Origin of the sequence: Sphingobium estronivorans (genome assembly GCF_008692605.1) — a bacterium.
Lineage (GTDB): Bacteria > Pseudomonadota > Alphaproteobacteria > Sphingomonadales > Sphingomonadaceae > Sphingobium > Sphingobium estronivorans.
Window position 1 is genome coordinate 45,218 of sequence record NZ_LFCT01000026.1, and the last position, 15,775, is coordinate 60,992.

The window sequence follows — 15,775 nt, forward strand, 5'->3', positions numbered from 1 at the left end:
TGCAGGCTGTGGGAAATTAGATCGCCGATGTATGTTACATCCCCAGAAAGCGTTGAGGGGATGCTTTCTGCAAGGGATGAGGGGTATAACATGCAGCTTCGTGCTATTCTGCTTGGCTCGGCGTGCTGGGGCACGGCTTTCTTGATCGCGACCGGAGCTGCCTGTGCGCAGACGAACGGGGCCGCCGCCTTCCCGGCTGCCGCAACGGCGCCGCAGGATAGCGACGCGACATCGGATAGGGCAGAGCCGGTCATTATCGTGACAGGTTCCCGCATTGCGCGACCTACGCTGGATTCGCCGATTCCCGTAACGTCTCTGTCGACCGCAGATCTCACCCGGAGCGGCGGCACCGTCATCGGTGATGTGCTGAATGATCTGCCCTCGTTGCGGTCCTCCTACAGTCAGGCGAATTCCACCCAATATATCGGCACATCCGGCCTCAACCTGCTGGATCTGCGCGGCCTGGGTGTTACGCGCACGCTGGTGCTGGTGAACGGCCGCCGCCATGTCACATCGTCCGAAGGCGATTTTCTCGTCGATACGAACACCATTCCCACCGACCTCATAGACCGGGTCGACATCGTGACCGGCGGCAGTTCGGCGGTTTATGGTTCCGATGCCATGGCGGGCGTGGTCAATTTCGTGCTGAAGCGCGATTTCGAAGGCATTTCTCTTGACGGCAAGGCTGGCGTTTCCAGCTATGGCGACCGGGGAACCTATCGGTTGTCGGGCACCTTCGGCCGGAATTTCGCTGACGGACGGGGCAATGTTTCGCTGAGCCTGGAATATAACCGCGCGAATTTGCTGACCTATATCGACCGCCCAGCCTTGACCGGAGCTTTTTCCGGGCGGCGGCAATTCCAGCTGGTCGACAATCCGTCTCTGGACAATGACATTCCCGACAGAAGCTTCCTGACCGGAGTGCACAGCTTCGGTTATGACAATGGCGGCAATTTCATCGCCTATAATGGCAGCAGTCCGCTGTCCTGCGGCACAGGCGCGGCGGGGGCCTGCCGCGCAAATGGTTTTCCGCGCGTTTTCGGCTTCAACCCCAACGGGTCGCTTTATGAATATGCCTATGGCAATGATTTCCGCCCTGCCGGATCCGGGAATAATCAAAATGGCGACGGCGCGACCCTGAACGATCGCGGCACGCTCGATCCCTCGCTCAAGCGCTTCGTGGCGAACTTCCTGGCCCATTATGACGTTTCGGACGCATTTCGTCCCTTTATCGAAGCCAAATTCGTCCGCGTGAAGAGCTTCAACCAGGGCAGCCCGACATTCGGACAGGGCGGCGATCAGGGCACGGTCGCGTCGGAGGATGAGGACGGCAATCCGATCCGCGTGGCAGCGACGCCCGACACCTATCTCGGCTCGGGCGTTCCGATCTTCTTCGACAATGCCTTTTTGCAGCCGGGCGCAGCCGCCACCATCCGCTCGCTGCTGCCAGCAGGCGCGGAGTTCTTCCGGCTCAACCGCAACAATAACGATCTTGGCACCCGCGACGAGTATGATCGCCGCGACACCTACCGCATCGTCGTGGGCGCCGAAGGCACATTCAACGACGACTGGCGCTATGATTTTTCCGTTAACTACGGGAAGTTCAAGAGCCGGTCTCTGTTCTTCAACAACCGTATCGAATCCCGTTTTCAGAATGCGGCCGACGCCGTATTCAATGCAGCGGGCAATATTGTCTGCCGCATTAATCAGGTGACCGTCACGGACCCGGCATGTGCGCCGCTCAACCTTTTTGGCGACGGCGCACCCAGCCAGGCGGCGCTCGATTATATCAACACCACATCCCATCGCCGGGGCAGCGCCAGCCAGTTCGACATCAACGCCAATCTGGTGGGCGACAGTTCGCAATGGTTCGAATTGCCAGGCGGTCCCGTCGCCTTTGCGATTGGCGCCGAATATCGTCGGGAAAAGGCATTTTACGCCTATGACGACACGGTGAAGAGCGGCGATACCTTCCTGAACGCAATTCCCGACTTCAATCCGCCATCCTTCGCCGTCAAGGAAGCCTATGGCGAACTGGACGTCCCCCTTTTGAAGAATATCCCCTTTGCAAAGGAGCTCAGCGTCAATGGTGCGGTGCGCGTTGCTGATTATAAGGGGGCCACGGGCACAGTCTGGGCCTATAATGGCGGGGCGATCTATGCTCCGGTTTCCGACATCAAGTTCCGTGTCAATTACTCCCGGTCGGTGCGGGCGCCGACTTTGAGCGATCTTTATTCCTCGCCGTCACAGAATTTCGATCTTCTGGACGATCCCTGCGACGTCAATTTCATTGACAAGGGCAAGTCGACCCGCGCAGCCAATTGTGCGGCCGCAGGCGTCCCTGCGGGCTTCGTCAACAGCGTGGCGCGCGCCGGAAGCACCGAGTTTCTGTCCGGCGGCAATCCCAATCTGACCGCTGAAAAGTCGCGCAGCTGGACTTATGGCTTCATCCTGCAACCGCGCATGATCCCGGATCTGTCGATCACGGTCGACTATTACGACATCAAGATCAGCAAGGTCATCAGTTCTGTGGATGCGCAGACCATTCTCGACGCCTGCTATGATGGCGCAAGCCTGAACAATCAGTTCTGCCAGCTCATCTATCCCCGTCAAGCCAATGGGCTGTTCGCCAGACCGGCCCTGCTGCAGAGTACAGTGAACTTCGCCGCTCTGGTGGCGAAGGGCATCGACATGGATGTGGCCTATAATCATCGTTTCGACCCGAATAACAGGATCGCGGTCCGCGTCGTCGGCACCTGGGTACGGACCCGCACGGACTATCCCTATCTCGACAATCCCAGCCAGCCTGAACGAGTGAAGGGCGAGCTGGGCGATCCGATCTGGAACGTCAATGCGTCCATCGACTATACGCACCGCAATCTCACTTTGGGCTATCAAATCCGCTATATCGGCCGCCAGTCGATCACGGATTGGGAAGCCCAACACGATACTTACGGCGTGCCGGCCCTCGATCCCAATTATGCCGACACCGTCTATTATCCGCGCGTTTTCTACCATTCGGTCCGCGCGTCGTTGGATGTAGACAAGCGGTTCACCCTTTATGGCGGGGTCGATAATCTCACCAATCGCAAACCGCCCTATGGACTGCTCGGTAATGGCAGCAATGGTGATGGCGACGCCATTTACGACAATATCGGCCGCTTCATGTATATGGGTGTATCCGTCAAACTTTGATTGCGAAGTGGGAATTGGAAAGGGTGGATGGATATCTGCCCTTTCTTGACATCATTTAAAGGTCAGTACGCATCGATCTGGATAGCCTTACTTCGATGTCGGACGTATTTATTGAATTCTTTTTCCATATTTCATGCTGCGGGGATCACTGTCCCGCTTTCGGGGGTCGCGGGCTCATTTGAGTCCGTCACCGCCTGAAGGCCGGGAAAGGCCGGTCCTGCAAACAGAAAAAGCCATGTCACGAGCACAAAAGGTAGCGTCAGTGCCGGGATGCCAAGTGGCTCCAGCGCAGCGGAAACAGCCGCAAACACAAACACCGTGGCGATCGTCGCGATCAGCGTACAGATGACCATCCTCTTGCCGGGAACGAAGAACACGCCGCCCATCGCGATGGCGGTGAGCGCGCTGTTGAAGCCGAACGCGCCGGAGTGGATCGCCGGTTCGGCGGCGCCCATCGCCCATGCGACAAGGATTCCGGCCAAGGAGCCCGCCAGCGCCATGGTGCCGGCTATCCTTGAACTGATGATGAGGCCGGCCGCAAAGAGAATGCCGGTTATGATATTCCCCTGGAAAAAGATTTGGGCAATCCCATTGAAAAGCCCCTCCGCGATTGTCGATGCCGTCACCGTGCCTTCGACCGTCACAGCCTTCGGCAGGCCGGCAGTCGGCAGAAGATGCGTCGATGGGAGCCGGCCGAAACGCGCGGTCGCCAGGAAGAAGCAAAAGGCGGTGAAGACGAATGGGGCGGTCAGCGCGGGCACTTTCCAGACGCCCATAAGGGCGAGAAAGGCGGCCATGACGATCGTCGAGCAAGCAGCGGCGAAGACGACGCATCCCCAGGTGAGGAGAGTCGGTTGCAGGAAATAGAGCAGGGCGATGGCGACGAGTCCGCCGTTGAAGCCGAACAGCCCCTCCCGCACAAGCGCACGATCGGCGCCGAGCAATATGGCGGTGCCCGTGCTGACCCCGGTGCCGAGCAGAACCGCCATCGCGAATAGCGGCGAATTATAGGAAATCCCGATCAGGAAGAGCAGTCCGGCAAAGCTGTTATTCTGCAACATCACCTGCCCGATGCCGCGCAGCACGCAGTCGAGAAAGTTCAGCGCAAGGGAGGATGCCGCCGTGCCGTCGACGACGAGGCCGGTTGAAGAAAAACGTACCGCCATCGTCGTAAAGCTCCCTCTGAGGCGGGATATGGCCCGCTCTTTTTCCCATAAAAGAGGGATATCGCCATCTCAGTCAAGGGGGTGATCCGGTGACGCCGGATCGGACGATCGAAGCCAAAGGACGGCTTCGTCAATTGCTCTCGGCCCGCGCCTTTGGCCGATGATCGCGATATTACCGATGCCGCCCCCGGCAGAGGAAATCGCGCGCAGGATAGAATGGCGATCGGTCCTCATACAAATGGATGAAGCCACGCTTGCAGGGCGCTGGCACCATCTTCACAAAAGCGGGGAGGGAGATCAGCATCGTGCGGGCGATTGCCATGGACCGGATCGGGGGACCTGAAGTCCTCTATCCTGCGACGCTCGACCGGCCTCGGCCGGGACCTGGCGAAGTCGTGGTCCAGGTCGCCTATGCCGGGGTCAATCCGGCTGACTGGAAAGCGCGCGAGGGTTCGCTGGCCCGCTATTTCGACTATCATTATCCCTTCGTGCCCGGTTTCGACGCGGCTGGATGGGTGGCCGCGGTCGGCCGGGATGTGGCGGGCCTTGCTGTCGGCGACCGGGTGGTCGCGATCAGCAACTTCGGTCGAGGCGAGCGTGGCAGCTATGCGGAATTCGTGGTGAGCAGCGCGGAACTGACCGTGCGCTTGCCCGCGCATGTCGGTCTGGCAGAGGCAGCGGCTTTGCCCACGGCGGGGACAGCCGCATGGCAGGCCTTGTTCAATGTCGGGCGATTGCAGCGCGGTATGTCCGTGCTCGTCAACGGTGGTGCAGGCGGCGTCGGCGGTTTTGCCATCCAGTTGGCGGTGGCGGCCGGCGCACGGGTCGCGGCGACGTGCAGTCGCGGCAATCGGGATTATGTTCTGTCATTGGGTGCGGATGTCGCCATCGACTATAGCGGTGGTCCAGTGCGGGAAAAGCTGTTGGCGTGGCGGCTCGATGGGGTCGACCTGCTGGTCGATACGGTTGGCGGGGACAGTCTGCCGAACGCTTCCGATCTGGTAAGGGCGGGAGGTGTGTGGGCGGCAATTGGCAATTCGCTGTCCGCGAACGGAGCGCGGTCGGAACACCCCGCGCCGGACCGGAGAATAACGCATCAGATCGTGTTCTCGACCTTCGATACCCAGCCGCCTCAACTTAGAGGCCTTGTCGACGCTCTTGCCAAGGGGACGCTGAAGGCGCCGGCAATGGACATCGTCCCTCTCGAAGAGGCCGCGAAAGCGCAGCAGCGCCTCGCAACCGGCCACGGTCGGGGAAAAATCCTCCTGCATGTCGCCGATGAACGATGAAAGGCAAGCCGATATGACGCTGGCAGAACAAGGCAAGGTGATGGTGCGCATCGCCGTCAATGAATATCAGAAAAAGGAGACCAATACGGCGGTGCCCTATACGGCCGAGGAAATCGCCGAGGATGCCATCCGTTGCGGCAAGGCGGGCGGCACAATCGTTCATTTCCATTCCCGGACGGCCGACGGACGACAGGCGCTGGACAACGACCGCAATGGGGCGAGCCTCTATCGCGCGGCGATCGACCTGACCGCTCGCCAAAGCGATATCGTCATGGAGCCGACCAATCTTCCTTATGGCATCGTGAATCCGTCTTCGACCGAAGATCTTCCGCACATCTGGTCGCTGGATGAACAGCCGCCCGAGCATGGCGGCCTGGAAACGGTCAATATCGACGCATTTCGTTTCGAGCATTTGAAGTCCGGTTATGATGTGCACCGAAACCGTCTGGTCACCATTGACGAAAAGCAGTCCCTGCGGCCGGATGTTCCCTTTCGTCTGCCAGCTTGCGTTCAGGAAGTTCTCAACCGGGGGTACACACCGTTTTTCGGCGTCTTCAATCTGTCCGACCTGCGCCTTCTCGGCAGTTATGGGCAGGAGGGATTGATACCGACCCCTGTCCTGGTTTCCATCAACTTCTTCTGCGATCTGATGTGGGGGCCGACGCCATCAGTGGAGGCGCTGGACGCCTATCTCTGGCAATGGCGGCGGATGGAGGTGGATTCCGAAATCAACCTGTTCGTCACCGGATTGCCCGACATGAAGAGCTATGAATATTTTCAGGAAGCCACATTGGACAGGGGGATCGGCATGCGTGTCGGTCTGGGCGATCACGCTTCCATTTTCCCGGGCGGGAATGCGCAGATGGTGGATCATTATGTCGATCTGCTCATCCGTCGCGGTTTCCGGCCGGCCACGCCCAACGACCTGCGCGACCGCGTCGGAATGGCATCGGAAGGCCGCCGCGCCGGTCGCGCGAACGGTTGCGCCGCTTCATCCTGAGAGGTGGCCTTGCGCTCGGTTAAACGGTGGTGGTGGAAACGAAACGGTCGTCTCTGGGATCGGTCATGGACCGGATGTGTTGCAACAGCATCGTCACGGCGGGCGAGAATTCCCGGCCGCGACGGGACACCGCGACGATATCGATTTCCTTCGCAGGTCCCTCCACCACGTTGAGCGCGACCACCCCGGTCTGGAGAGGCAGCATCGCACTGGAAGCAAGGCACACGGCATCGCAGTGCGCAACGGTGGACAGCAAGACCTGATAATCGTCGCATGCAATGGCGATAGGCATATCCAGCATCGTATCCGCTGCACTTTCCCGAGGGGTGCTGAAGTCAGAATGAACGCCAGCTATCGGATAATCCGACAGCATGTCCCACGTCACCGCCTTTCGGCGCGCCAAAGGATGCCCAACTCTGGCCAGCCATGTCAGCGGAATGCGGCAAAGCTTGGTCATCGCGAGAAGGCCGTCGCGCGGAAGGCGCGATTTCGCACATATGAAAAATTCGATATGATCGCCGCGCAATTGTTCGAGCAGCGCTGCCATTGAGCCGAGCGACACGCCCATGGTCAGGTCGGGTTGTTCCTTTGAAACGCGGCTCAGCAGAGGCGACAGAAACAAGGCGGCCGGGAGCGGCGCCACGCCGAAGCGAAGATGGCCCAGCCGCCCTTTCGCAAATGCGCGCAAATTGTGCTGAACCATTGCCATGCGCCGCAAGATGCCCTCCGCGTCGTAGAGCAGCAATGCTCCCGCCGGGCTGGGGACGCATCCGTTGCGGTGGCGTACGATCAGCTTCTGCCCGATCTCTTCCTCCAGCCCGCGGATGCTCCGACTGAGCGCAGGTTGGGTGATATTCAACTCTTCCGCCGCAGCAATGAAGCTGCCGCGTCGCGCGAGTGTGACGAAATGACGAAGGGTGCGGATCTCCATATATTACTTATAATCATGAATATCACCCTTTCAATGCATTGGACATGCGTCCCCGGCTCGGGTGAAGAAGTGCCGAACGACCGCTGAGGGAGGGTGCCCATGAATCAGATATTTCTCTTCGCCGCCTGCCTGTTTGGGGTCTTGCTCGGCGCTGAGCTGCTATTGGGTCGTCACAAGGGCATTTATTCAGCCACCGACTGGAAAGTGAACATTTCCTCCTTCCTTATCGGTTTGGGCATGATGCGCCCGCTTACGTCGGTGGTCGTCGCCGTCGTGATCGCGTTTCTGTTCCCCACCTCGCGCGGCGCGCTGTCGGATTGGCCGCTGATCCCCGCCTTTATTGGGATATCGTTGATCGCGGAATTCGCCTTTTATTGGGTCCACCGGTTTTCGCACGAAGGGGCCGGCAAATATCCACGCCTTTCCGGACTCTGGAAATTTCACCGGACCCATCACTCCGGCAAATATATGAACGTGCTGACCAATTTCCGGCAGAATCTTGGCTGGCTGTGCATCCAGCCGGAAGCGTGGATTTTCGGCCTTTCGATCTATTTGGGCCTCGGTGCGGCCGCCGGGCTGGCAGGCGGGGTCCGTCTGGTCTGGAATGTGGTCACCCATTGCAATTTCAGATGGGATGACCCCATCCGCCGCCATCGTATCGCGGGTCCCGTTTTGCGCGGTCTGGAGCATGTGTTCGTTACGCCGGGGCTTCATCACACGCATCACGGCTGGGGCCGTGATGGCGCGAACTACCGCAACTATGGCACCGTATTCTCGATATTCGACACCATGTTCGGTACATTGCTTATCCCGCAAGGCCGTCCCGCACGCTATGGCTTGCCGGGACCGCAAGCACATTGGCTGGAAGAAATCTTCTATCCGTTGATCCGCAAGAAAACCCGTTGAACGGGAAAAGCGCTTCCGCTCCGGCAGGGAAGCCGGAGGCCCCGGCGCGATAGCCTCCAATGAAGGGCGATCGTGCTATTTGCCCATCGCGGTCCGGAAACCGGTCTGGTGGCCGAGATTGGCCGACACCCGCTCCGCCGCCGCGATAACCGCCCGCGCGATGGCCGGATCGGCTTCACGGGGCAGATTCTGCATCAGGCCGATGACCGCGATGGTGCCGATGCAATCGTCGCGGTCGTCGAAGATCGGCGCGGCGACGGCGTTCAGCCCCAAAGCCAGTTCTTCCGGCGCATCGGCCCAGCCCTGTGCCCGCGCCAGGGCGATTTTGGGTTCCAGCGCCTCCCAGTCGGTCGGGGTGTGGGGCGTGGTCTGTTCCCACTGCTGCTTGCGGGCGAAGGCGTTCAGCCCGCTCTTGCCGAACGCAAGCGCGATCCGTCCCTGCGCGCTGCTGTGCAGCGCCAGTTCACTGCCGGGCCGCACGCCGATCTGGAACGGCGTCTTGGCCGCCAGCATCGACAGCACGATGACGCTGCGCGCGCGCAGCGTGGATACCGCCACCGACAGGCCGGTCTGGTCGCGCAGCCAGATGGCGGCATCCTCCGACGCGCTGCGCAGGTCGATCCGCCCGGCCGCGAGCTGGGCGAGCAGTTGGCACTGCACGCCCAGCCGATAGCGCGACGTGCGCGAATCCTGCGCCAGATAGTTGCGTTCGACCAAAGTCTGCAAATGGCGGAATACCGTCGCCTTCGTCAGCCCCATGCTGGTGGCAAGGTCGGTGACGCCGATATCCTCGCCCGCATTGGCCACCGCTTCGATGACGTCCAGCGCCAGGTTGAGGGACTTAACGCCCGATCGATCTTCCGCCATATGCCTGTAATCCGCTCCCCTTTACAGACCCATCAGGGTCATTGCGTTGGTCGATATCATCTTCTTGATATCGGCCGGCGAATAACCGATCTCAAGGCAAAGCGCGATCACCGAACGGAAACCGTCCACCGGCGTCGGATTGCCCTGCTGACCAAGGTCGGACCCCAGGATGGTGCGGTCGACCGTACCGGCGGTGATCAGGCGCTTCAGCTCGTCCGGCTCGAACATCTTGAACGGCGAATTTTCGGTGAACATGCAGACCGAATGTTCGACATAGGCGCCGAATTCCGCCAGCGCGCTGATGTCCTCCAGCGTGGCGTCGACCACGAAGGTCGGGTGATTGACCAGGAACCGCTTCACGCCGCGCTTCTTGGCTTCCTCGAACACCGCCCAGATTTCCTTGATGTGCAGATGGCCGCCCGACAGCACGATGTCGGCTTCGGCGATCAGGTCGAGGATGAACTTCAGCTCGTCGAGCAGCTTGCCGTCCGGGCCGAAGGGGGTGAGCGGCGTCGGCGCCAGCATCGCTTCCTTGGTGGAGGGGAAGTTGGTGGTCTGGCCGTGATTATGATGCTCGATATGGTTGGCCGAGGAGAAGGTCGGCATCCACACCAGCCGCGCGCCCAGGCGAATGCCATGGTCGACCGCATAGCGGTTGATGCCGCCGGTCGCGTTGTTCAGCGGCACGCCCGACAACATGGTGACGCCCAGATGCGCGTAGCGCTTGTTCAGCATCTCCGTGATCGGGGTCGCGGAATAATAATGGTCCTTGAACAGCACCGCCTTCATGCCAGCGTCGGCGGCCTGCTCCAGCGCGTCGATATGGTCGAAGCGGCGCGGCATGACCGACGGGCCGCTATGGCAATGCAGGTCGACCGCGCCGGTCAGCAGTTCATCGATCAGCTTGTCGTCGACGGGGGTCAGGGTTTCGGTGGACATGACAGTCTCCAGTTCTGAAAAGGGGGGAAAGAAGGGAAGGGGGATCAGTCGTCAGACGGCATCGGATAGTCGTCGGCGTTCAGCACCCAGCCGGGCTTCAGCGAAAAATCGACGCGTGGCGGGCAGAAGATGTCGACCAGCTGGTTGGTGCCGTCACCGACGGCGCGACTGGTATGGATGGCGGGCGGCGGGATGACCGCGACGGAGGGGGACGCGCAATATTCCTTGTCGTCGTCGCGCCAGGCATGGAGGTTGGTGGTCCAGGGCCAGCGGATATAGTGCATGAAGCTGCCCTTCAGTGCCAAGGAGCATTGTTCGAAATCATCATGATGGTGCGGCGACAATTTGGTCGCGTCGCGCGGCCCCTCGAACAGGTCGAGCATGTTGATCATCAGCGTCGAACAGCGATAGATCGCGCCGAAGCGGCCCGGTTCGGGCGGCACGCTCAGCGGATAAGTGCGGATGGCATAGCCGCCGCGTGGCGCGGGCCAGGGCTGGAACGGCGGGATATTCGGATGCGGCGTGTCATAGGCCCCGGCGTTGCTGCATTTTGCGGCCAGATCCTGCGCCCGCACGGTGAGCAGGCGGATGATGCGGCCCGGCGCGGTCACGCTGACCCGGCTGGCTCCCGGCGGGATGAAAGCCAGTTGCCCGCCTGACACGGCGCGCGATTCGCCATTCGCCTCGATCGCCACGGCGCTGGCGGCATCGGGCATCAGGATCGCATATTCGTCGGCCTGATCCTCGCGCACCAACTGCGCGCCGGTGGCTGCCTCCATATAATGGACGATGAAATTCTGGCCGCGAAAATACCAGCTCCTGCCCTGCGCGTCGTCATCCTGGGGGAGCGAATCGTAGAAACGGCCATATTCCGCCGCTGCAAAGGTCGTGGCCGCAGGGGAAGATGCAGCGGAAGCAGGCGCCAGCGTCGCGCGCGGATCAGAACTGTCAAACATGCAATATCTCTCCTTTTGTCGGGCCGCGAACGCCTTCCTGAAGAGGCTCGACCGGGCGGCTGACGCATTTGCATTTCGTATTGCGATACGCGGTATCTAACAACGATACAGATTTTTGCAATGGCCGTTGACACCGGCTTATCGGAATTCTATCGAAAAAATGAAACATGGTTTCCAACAGTGAAACATCAGCAACGCTCATGGCAGGAGGGATGCCGGAATGAATGGGCTTATCGCCACGGCTGTGCCGCATATCCTGCGTGATCGAATCCGGGCTGGAGCGCCGGTCGTCGGCAGCTTCGTCAAGACCACCTCGGCGCAGACCGTTGATCTGCTGGGCCGATCCGGCCTGGACTTTCTGGTGCTCGACGCGGAACATGCACCCTTCGATGTCGGCGCGCTCGACAATGCCCTGATGGCTGCGCGGGGGGCGGCGCTTCCCGCACTGGTCCGTGTTCCCGACCATCGGCCGTCCTTCATCAACGCCTGTCTCGATATGGGTGCCGATGGCGTAATGGTGCCGCATACCCGTTGCGCCGCCGATGTGCAGGCCATTGCCGACGCCATGAAATATGATCGCGGCCACCGCGGCTTTTCCCCGTCCGGCCGCGCGGGCAATTACGGCCAGGTCGACCATGCCGCCTATCGGGCGCAGGCCGACGCGCGCAGCTGCTTCCTCGCCCAGATCGAGGATGCCGAGGCGATGGAGCGGCTGGATGACATCGCGGCGGACGACGCGGTCGACTGCCTGTTCATCGGTCCGGCCGATCTGGGCCTGTCGCTCGGTTGCAACGGCCCGAAGGACCCGCGCCTCGCCGACGCCATTCGCGCCATCGCCGATGCGGGCCGCCGCCATGGCCGCGCGGTCGGCCTGTTCGTGCCCAACAGCGACACGATTCCCGACATGATCGCCATGGGCATCAGCCTGTTCGTCTGCGGATCCGACCAGAGCATGCTGCTCTCCACGGCGCGGCGCGTGGCGGACGATATGGCCCGGATCGTGGCGAGATGATCCATTTTCAGCTTTCGGGCCGGGCCTGCACGCCCGCCCACCCTTTCAACCGGGCATTGGCCCCAACAGACCGGTTATAGGCCGGCACGGGTAGGAGACTCCTCTAATGTTCGACTGGTTTCGCAGCCTCAACAAGATCGAGAAGCGAACGCTCTACGCCTGTTTCGGCGGCTGGGCGGTGGACGCGCTCGACACGCAGATTTACAGCTTCCTCATCCCCACGCTGATCGCCGCCTGGCATTTGTCGACGGCGCAGGCGGGCATGCTGGGCACGTCCGCGCTCATCTCCTCCGCGCTGGGCGGCTGGATCGGCGGCATCTTGTGCGACCGCATCGGCCGCGTGCGCGTCATGAAGCTGGCGATCGCCTGGTTCGTCTTCTTCACCATCCTGTGCGGCTTTGCCGACTCGTTCGAGCATCTGCTGATCGCGCGCATCCTGTCGGGCATCGGTTTCGGCGGCGAATGGGCGGCTGGCGCGGTGCTGATGGGCGAGATCATCCGTCCCGAATATCGCGGCAAGGCGGTCGGTACGGTGCAGAGCGCCTATGCCATCGGCTATGCGATCGCGGCGGTGATGTCGTCGGTGCTGTTCGCGATGCTGCCGCCCGATACCGCCTGGCGCTGGATGTTCTGGCTGGGCGTCACGCCCGCCATCTTTGTCCTCCTGGCGCTGCGCAACGTGCCGGAACCCGCGGTCTTCCTGAATGCCAAGAAGGCGCGGGAGGCCAAGGGCGCCGCTCATGTCAGCCCCTTCATGATTTTCCACCCCAAGGTGCTGCGCATCACCATCCTGACCTCCATCCTGGCGCTGGGCGTGCAGGCGGGCGGCTTTTCGATGGTGATCTGGCTGCCGACGCTGCTCAAGACGCTGCATAACCTGACCACGGTCGAGGTCGGCTATCATATGGTGACGCTGACCTTCGGGTCGTTCGTCGGCTATATCGTCGCGGCCTATCTGTGCGATGCCATCGGCCGTCGCCGCAACTTCCTGCTCTTCACGCTGATGAACTGGATCGCCATCCCGGCCTTCCTCTTCCTGCCGGTGCCGACGTCGATGCTGTTCCCGCTCGATTTCGTCCTCGGCTTCGCCTCGCTCGGCATCTACAGTGCGCTCGGACCCTATTTCACCGAATTGTTCCCCAGCGCCATCCGCGCCACGGGACAGGGCTTCTCCTACAATGTCGGGCGCGGCATCGGCGCCTTCTTCCCGACGCTGGTCGGCGTGCTGAGCGCGGCGGGTGGGCAGTTCGACCTGCGCGGGGCGATGGCGATCGTGGGATGCAGCGCCTATTTCTTCGTGGTCCTCGCCATTGCCCTGTTGCCGGAAACCAAGGGGCGCGACCTGGATGAGGCGCCCGACATTTCGGGAGACGGGGGGACCATGTCCTCGGCCACGCCGCACCACGTCTGACTTTCAAGACCTCAAGACTATCGGCCCGGACCGCGTGTCCGGGCCTCTTCGAACAGGATGCGGCGGCAAGGGACCGTCCGCATGACATGACATGCGCGTCCGGCGGACGCGCCAAGGAGAGACGGACATGACCTGCAAGGGTGCGTTGATGACAGCATCGGTGGCGACGTGGATGACGCTTGCCATGGTTCCCGGGGTGGCGCGCGCTGACGATATGAGCGCCATGCGCGCGCAGCTTGACCAGCTTACCGCGATGATGAAGACGATGCAGCAGCAGCAGGCCGATCTGGAACGGCGCCTTGCGGAAAGCGAGGCCGCCCGCAAGGCGATGGCGCAGGCGCAACCGGTGCCGGTCCAGGCCCCATCCGCCCCAGCCGCTTCCTCCGCCGAAGCCGCTGTCCAGCCGTCCGCGCGCCCGCTTTCCCCTTCGGCGCCTCAACGCGCCGCCACCGACGCCCCTGGCGTTCCGCCCGGCACCATTGCACCCAATCCCTATTTCGCCGCGCAGGCACGGGGCAAAGGGGCCCGCTTCACCATTCCGGGTCTGGACACGACCCTGACCTTCGGTGGCATGCTGAAAATGGACGCCGCGATGGACCTGTCCGGCGCGAACCTCAACGGTTGGCCGACCGACGCCGTCGCCATTCCGATCAAGGGTACGTCCCAGGCGGCGCGCAAGGGCAATCTGGCCTTCACCGCGCGGCAGACCCGCTTCGGCTTCGGCAGCGAGACGCCCACGGCATGGGGGCCGCTCAAATCCCAGATCGAACTGGATTTCTACGGCACGGCGGGCAACGCCCTGCTGACCAACCCGGTCAGCCCGCGCCTTCGCCAGGCCTGGTTCTCGCTCGGCGATGTGCTGGTGGGCCAGAGCTGGTCGGTGTTCATGGATCTGGAGGCGGCAGCCGAAACGCTGGACATGACCGGCCCGGTCGGCGCGGCCTATGCCATGCGCCAGCCATTGATCCGCTATCAGCGGAAGCTCGGCCAGCATGGATTGCTGACACTGGGCATCGAAAATCCCGAAGGCGATTTTCTGGGCGCGGACCATACGTCCAACATCCCCATCGGCTCGATCATGAGCACCCGCGTGCTCAACGACATGCCCGACTTCACGGCGCGCTACACCTATAAGGGCGAGGGTTTCCGCATTTCCGCCGCGGGCGTGCTGCGCCACATCAATCTCGACACGGGCGGGGCGTCGCTGCCCTTCGTGGGGCCGAACGGTCCCTTCGCCTTTGCCGGTCAGGCCTCGACCTGGGGCGGCGGCGCGCAGCTCAACCTGACGGTCGATACCTTCGGCAAGGACAGCCTGACCCTGTCGGCCAATGGCGGTCCGGGTCTGGGCCGCTATGTCATGGGCGTGCAGGATACCGCCTTCCTGACCGGGGTCGCGCCCAACGGATCGTCCAACGCCAATCCGGGCAATGGCGCGGTGCTGGGACCGGACGGCAAGCTGCGGACCATCTTCACCTATGGCGGCGTCGCGTCCTACAAGCATTTCTGGTCGAAGACGCTGCGGTCCAACCTTGTCCTTGGCTATTTGCGGATGAACAATCCCGACAAGATGCTGCCGCTCAACTTCATCGAGGAAGAAGCGACGCTGCATGCCAACCTGATCTGGAGTCCCCTGCCGCAGGTCGGTTTCGGCGTCGAGTTCATCCATGGCTATCTGGGCCTGCGCGGCCAGACCGACGCCAATCGCGCGCTCGGCTATGGCGATCATGGGGTGATGAACCGTCTTCAGTTCAGCGCCCAATATAATCTTTTCTGAAGCCTTCGACGGACGGAAATGACTGACGGAGGCCATGCATCGGATATTTTCGATGCATGGCCTCCGATCCATCGGGCGTGAAATCGTGCCGCTGTGCGAAGCTGCGCGCGAACTCCCGAGCCGCATCGCCGGTTCGTGAGGAAGATATGGAAAACAAAAGACAAATAAAGTTCGGCCCGATTTTCGGACGGTCGGGCGATATATTAGCCGATGAGCAGTGACTGAAGAATCGTGTCCACTCCTTTCGAAGCAAAGGGCGTCATTTCAGGCGTTGCCTCAATAATCGTCAGGACCAATGCTACAGCGAAGGGCTGTGGCTGGTACCTATC

At 61.6% G+C, this 15,775-nt stretch carries 12 protein-coding genes; 7 read left to right on the forward strand and 5 right to left on the reverse strand.

The genetic code is table 11. The features are described from left to right. Positions 1 to 90 precede the first annotated feature (90 nt). Complete coding sequence (locus tag F7P65_RS17475) at positions 91 to 3,195, forward strand: TonB-dependent receptor domain-containing protein (protein ID WP_150293968.1); 3,105 nt, start codon at positions 91 to 93, stop codon at positions 3,193 to 3,195. Positions 3,196 to 3,326: 131 nt separating this feature from the next. On the opposite strand, the gene F7P65_RS17480 is transcribed toward F7P65_RS17475, so the two are convergent. Beyond that, on the reverse strand, positions 3,327 to 4,361 hold the full coding sequence (locus tag F7P65_RS17480; protein WP_150293971.1) for an urea transporter: 1,035 nt from the start codon (positions 4,359 to 4,361) through the stop codon (positions 3,327 to 3,329). Positions 4,362 to 4,603: 242 nt separating this feature from the next. On the opposite strand from F7P65_RS17480, the gene F7P65_RS17485 reads away from it, so the two are divergent. Next, a complete protein-coding gene (locus F7P65_RS17485; protein WP_150293973.1) occupies positions 4,604 to 5,650 on the forward strand; it encodes an NADP-dependent oxidoreductase in 1,047 nt (348 codons plus the stop codon). A gap of 13 nt (positions 5,651 to 5,663) precedes the next feature. Continuing rightward, entirely contained in the window at positions 5,664 to 6,650 is a 987-nt protein-coding gene (locus F7P65_RS17490; protein ID WP_162854694.1) for a 3-keto-5-aminohexanoate cleavage protein, read from the forward strand. Positions 6,651 to 6,669: 19 nt separating this feature from the next. Here F7P65_RS17490 and F7P65_RS17495 read toward each other — a convergent pair whose 3' ends face one another. Next, on the reverse strand, positions 6,670 to 7,581 hold the full coding sequence (locus F7P65_RS17495; protein ID WP_150293977.1) for a LysR family transcriptional regulator: 912 nt from the start codon (positions 7,579 to 7,581) through the stop codon (positions 6,670 to 6,672). A 99-nt stretch (positions 7,582 to 7,680) separates the two neighbouring features. On the opposite strand from F7P65_RS17495, the gene F7P65_RS17500 reads away from it, so the two are divergent. Next, positions 7,681 to 8,487: a sterol desaturase family protein gene (locus F7P65_RS17500; protein WP_240334364.1), complete on the forward strand. Its 807-nt coding sequence runs from the start codon at positions 7,681 to 7,683 to the stop codon at positions 8,485 to 8,487. Between the two features lie 75 nt (positions 8,488 to 8,562). Here F7P65_RS17500 and F7P65_RS17505 read toward each other — a convergent pair whose 3' ends face one another. The 3 genes from F7P65_RS17505 to F7P65_RS17515 are packed head-to-tail and all read right to left on the reverse strand — an operon-like array spanning position 8,563 to position 11,249. Beyond that, the gene (locus tag F7P65_RS17505; RefSeq protein WP_150293980.1) at positions 8,563 to 9,354 is read right to left on the reverse strand and encodes an IclR family transcriptional regulator; all 792 of its coding nucleotides are present in this window, start codon (positions 9,352 to 9,354) and stop codon (positions 8,563 to 8,565) included. 21 nt (positions 9,355 to 9,375) lie between these two features. After that, on the reverse strand, positions 9,376 to 10,293 hold the full coding sequence (locus tag F7P65_RS17510; protein ID WP_150293982.1) for a DUF6282 family protein: 918 nt from the start codon (positions 10,291 to 10,293) through the stop codon (positions 9,376 to 9,378). Positions 10,294 to 10,337: 44 nt separating this feature from the next. After that, the gene (locus F7P65_RS17515; RefSeq protein WP_150293984.1) at positions 10,338 to 11,249 is read right to left on the reverse strand and encodes a cupin domain-containing protein; all 912 of its coding nucleotides are present in this window, start codon (positions 11,247 to 11,249) and stop codon (positions 10,338 to 10,340) included. 220 nt (positions 11,250 to 11,469) lie between these two features. On the opposite strand from F7P65_RS17515, the gene F7P65_RS17520 reads away from it, so the two are divergent. The 3 genes from F7P65_RS17520 (at position 11,470) to F7P65_RS17530 (ending at position 15,446) form a co-directional block, all read left to right on the forward strand. Continuing rightward, positions 11,470 to 12,261: an HpcH/HpaI aldolase family protein gene (locus F7P65_RS17520; RefSeq protein ID WP_150293986.1), complete on the forward strand. Its 792-nt coding sequence runs from the start codon at positions 11,470 to 11,472 to the stop codon at positions 12,259 to 12,261. Positions 12,262 to 12,367: 106 nt separating this feature from the next. Next, a complete protein-coding gene (locus tag F7P65_RS17525) occupies positions 12,368 to 13,672 on the forward strand; it encodes an MFS transporter (protein WP_150293987.1) in 1,305 nt (434 codons plus the stop codon). Positions 13,673 to 13,799: 127 nt separating this feature from the next. Continuing rightward, positions 13,800 to 15,446 (forward strand): DcaP family trimeric outer membrane transporter, encoded by a 1,647-nt coding sequence (locus tag F7P65_RS17530; protein ID WP_162854695.1) that lies wholly within the window; start codon positions 13,800 to 13,802, stop codon positions 15,444 to 15,446. Positions 15,447 to 15,775 lie beyond the last annotated feature (329 nt).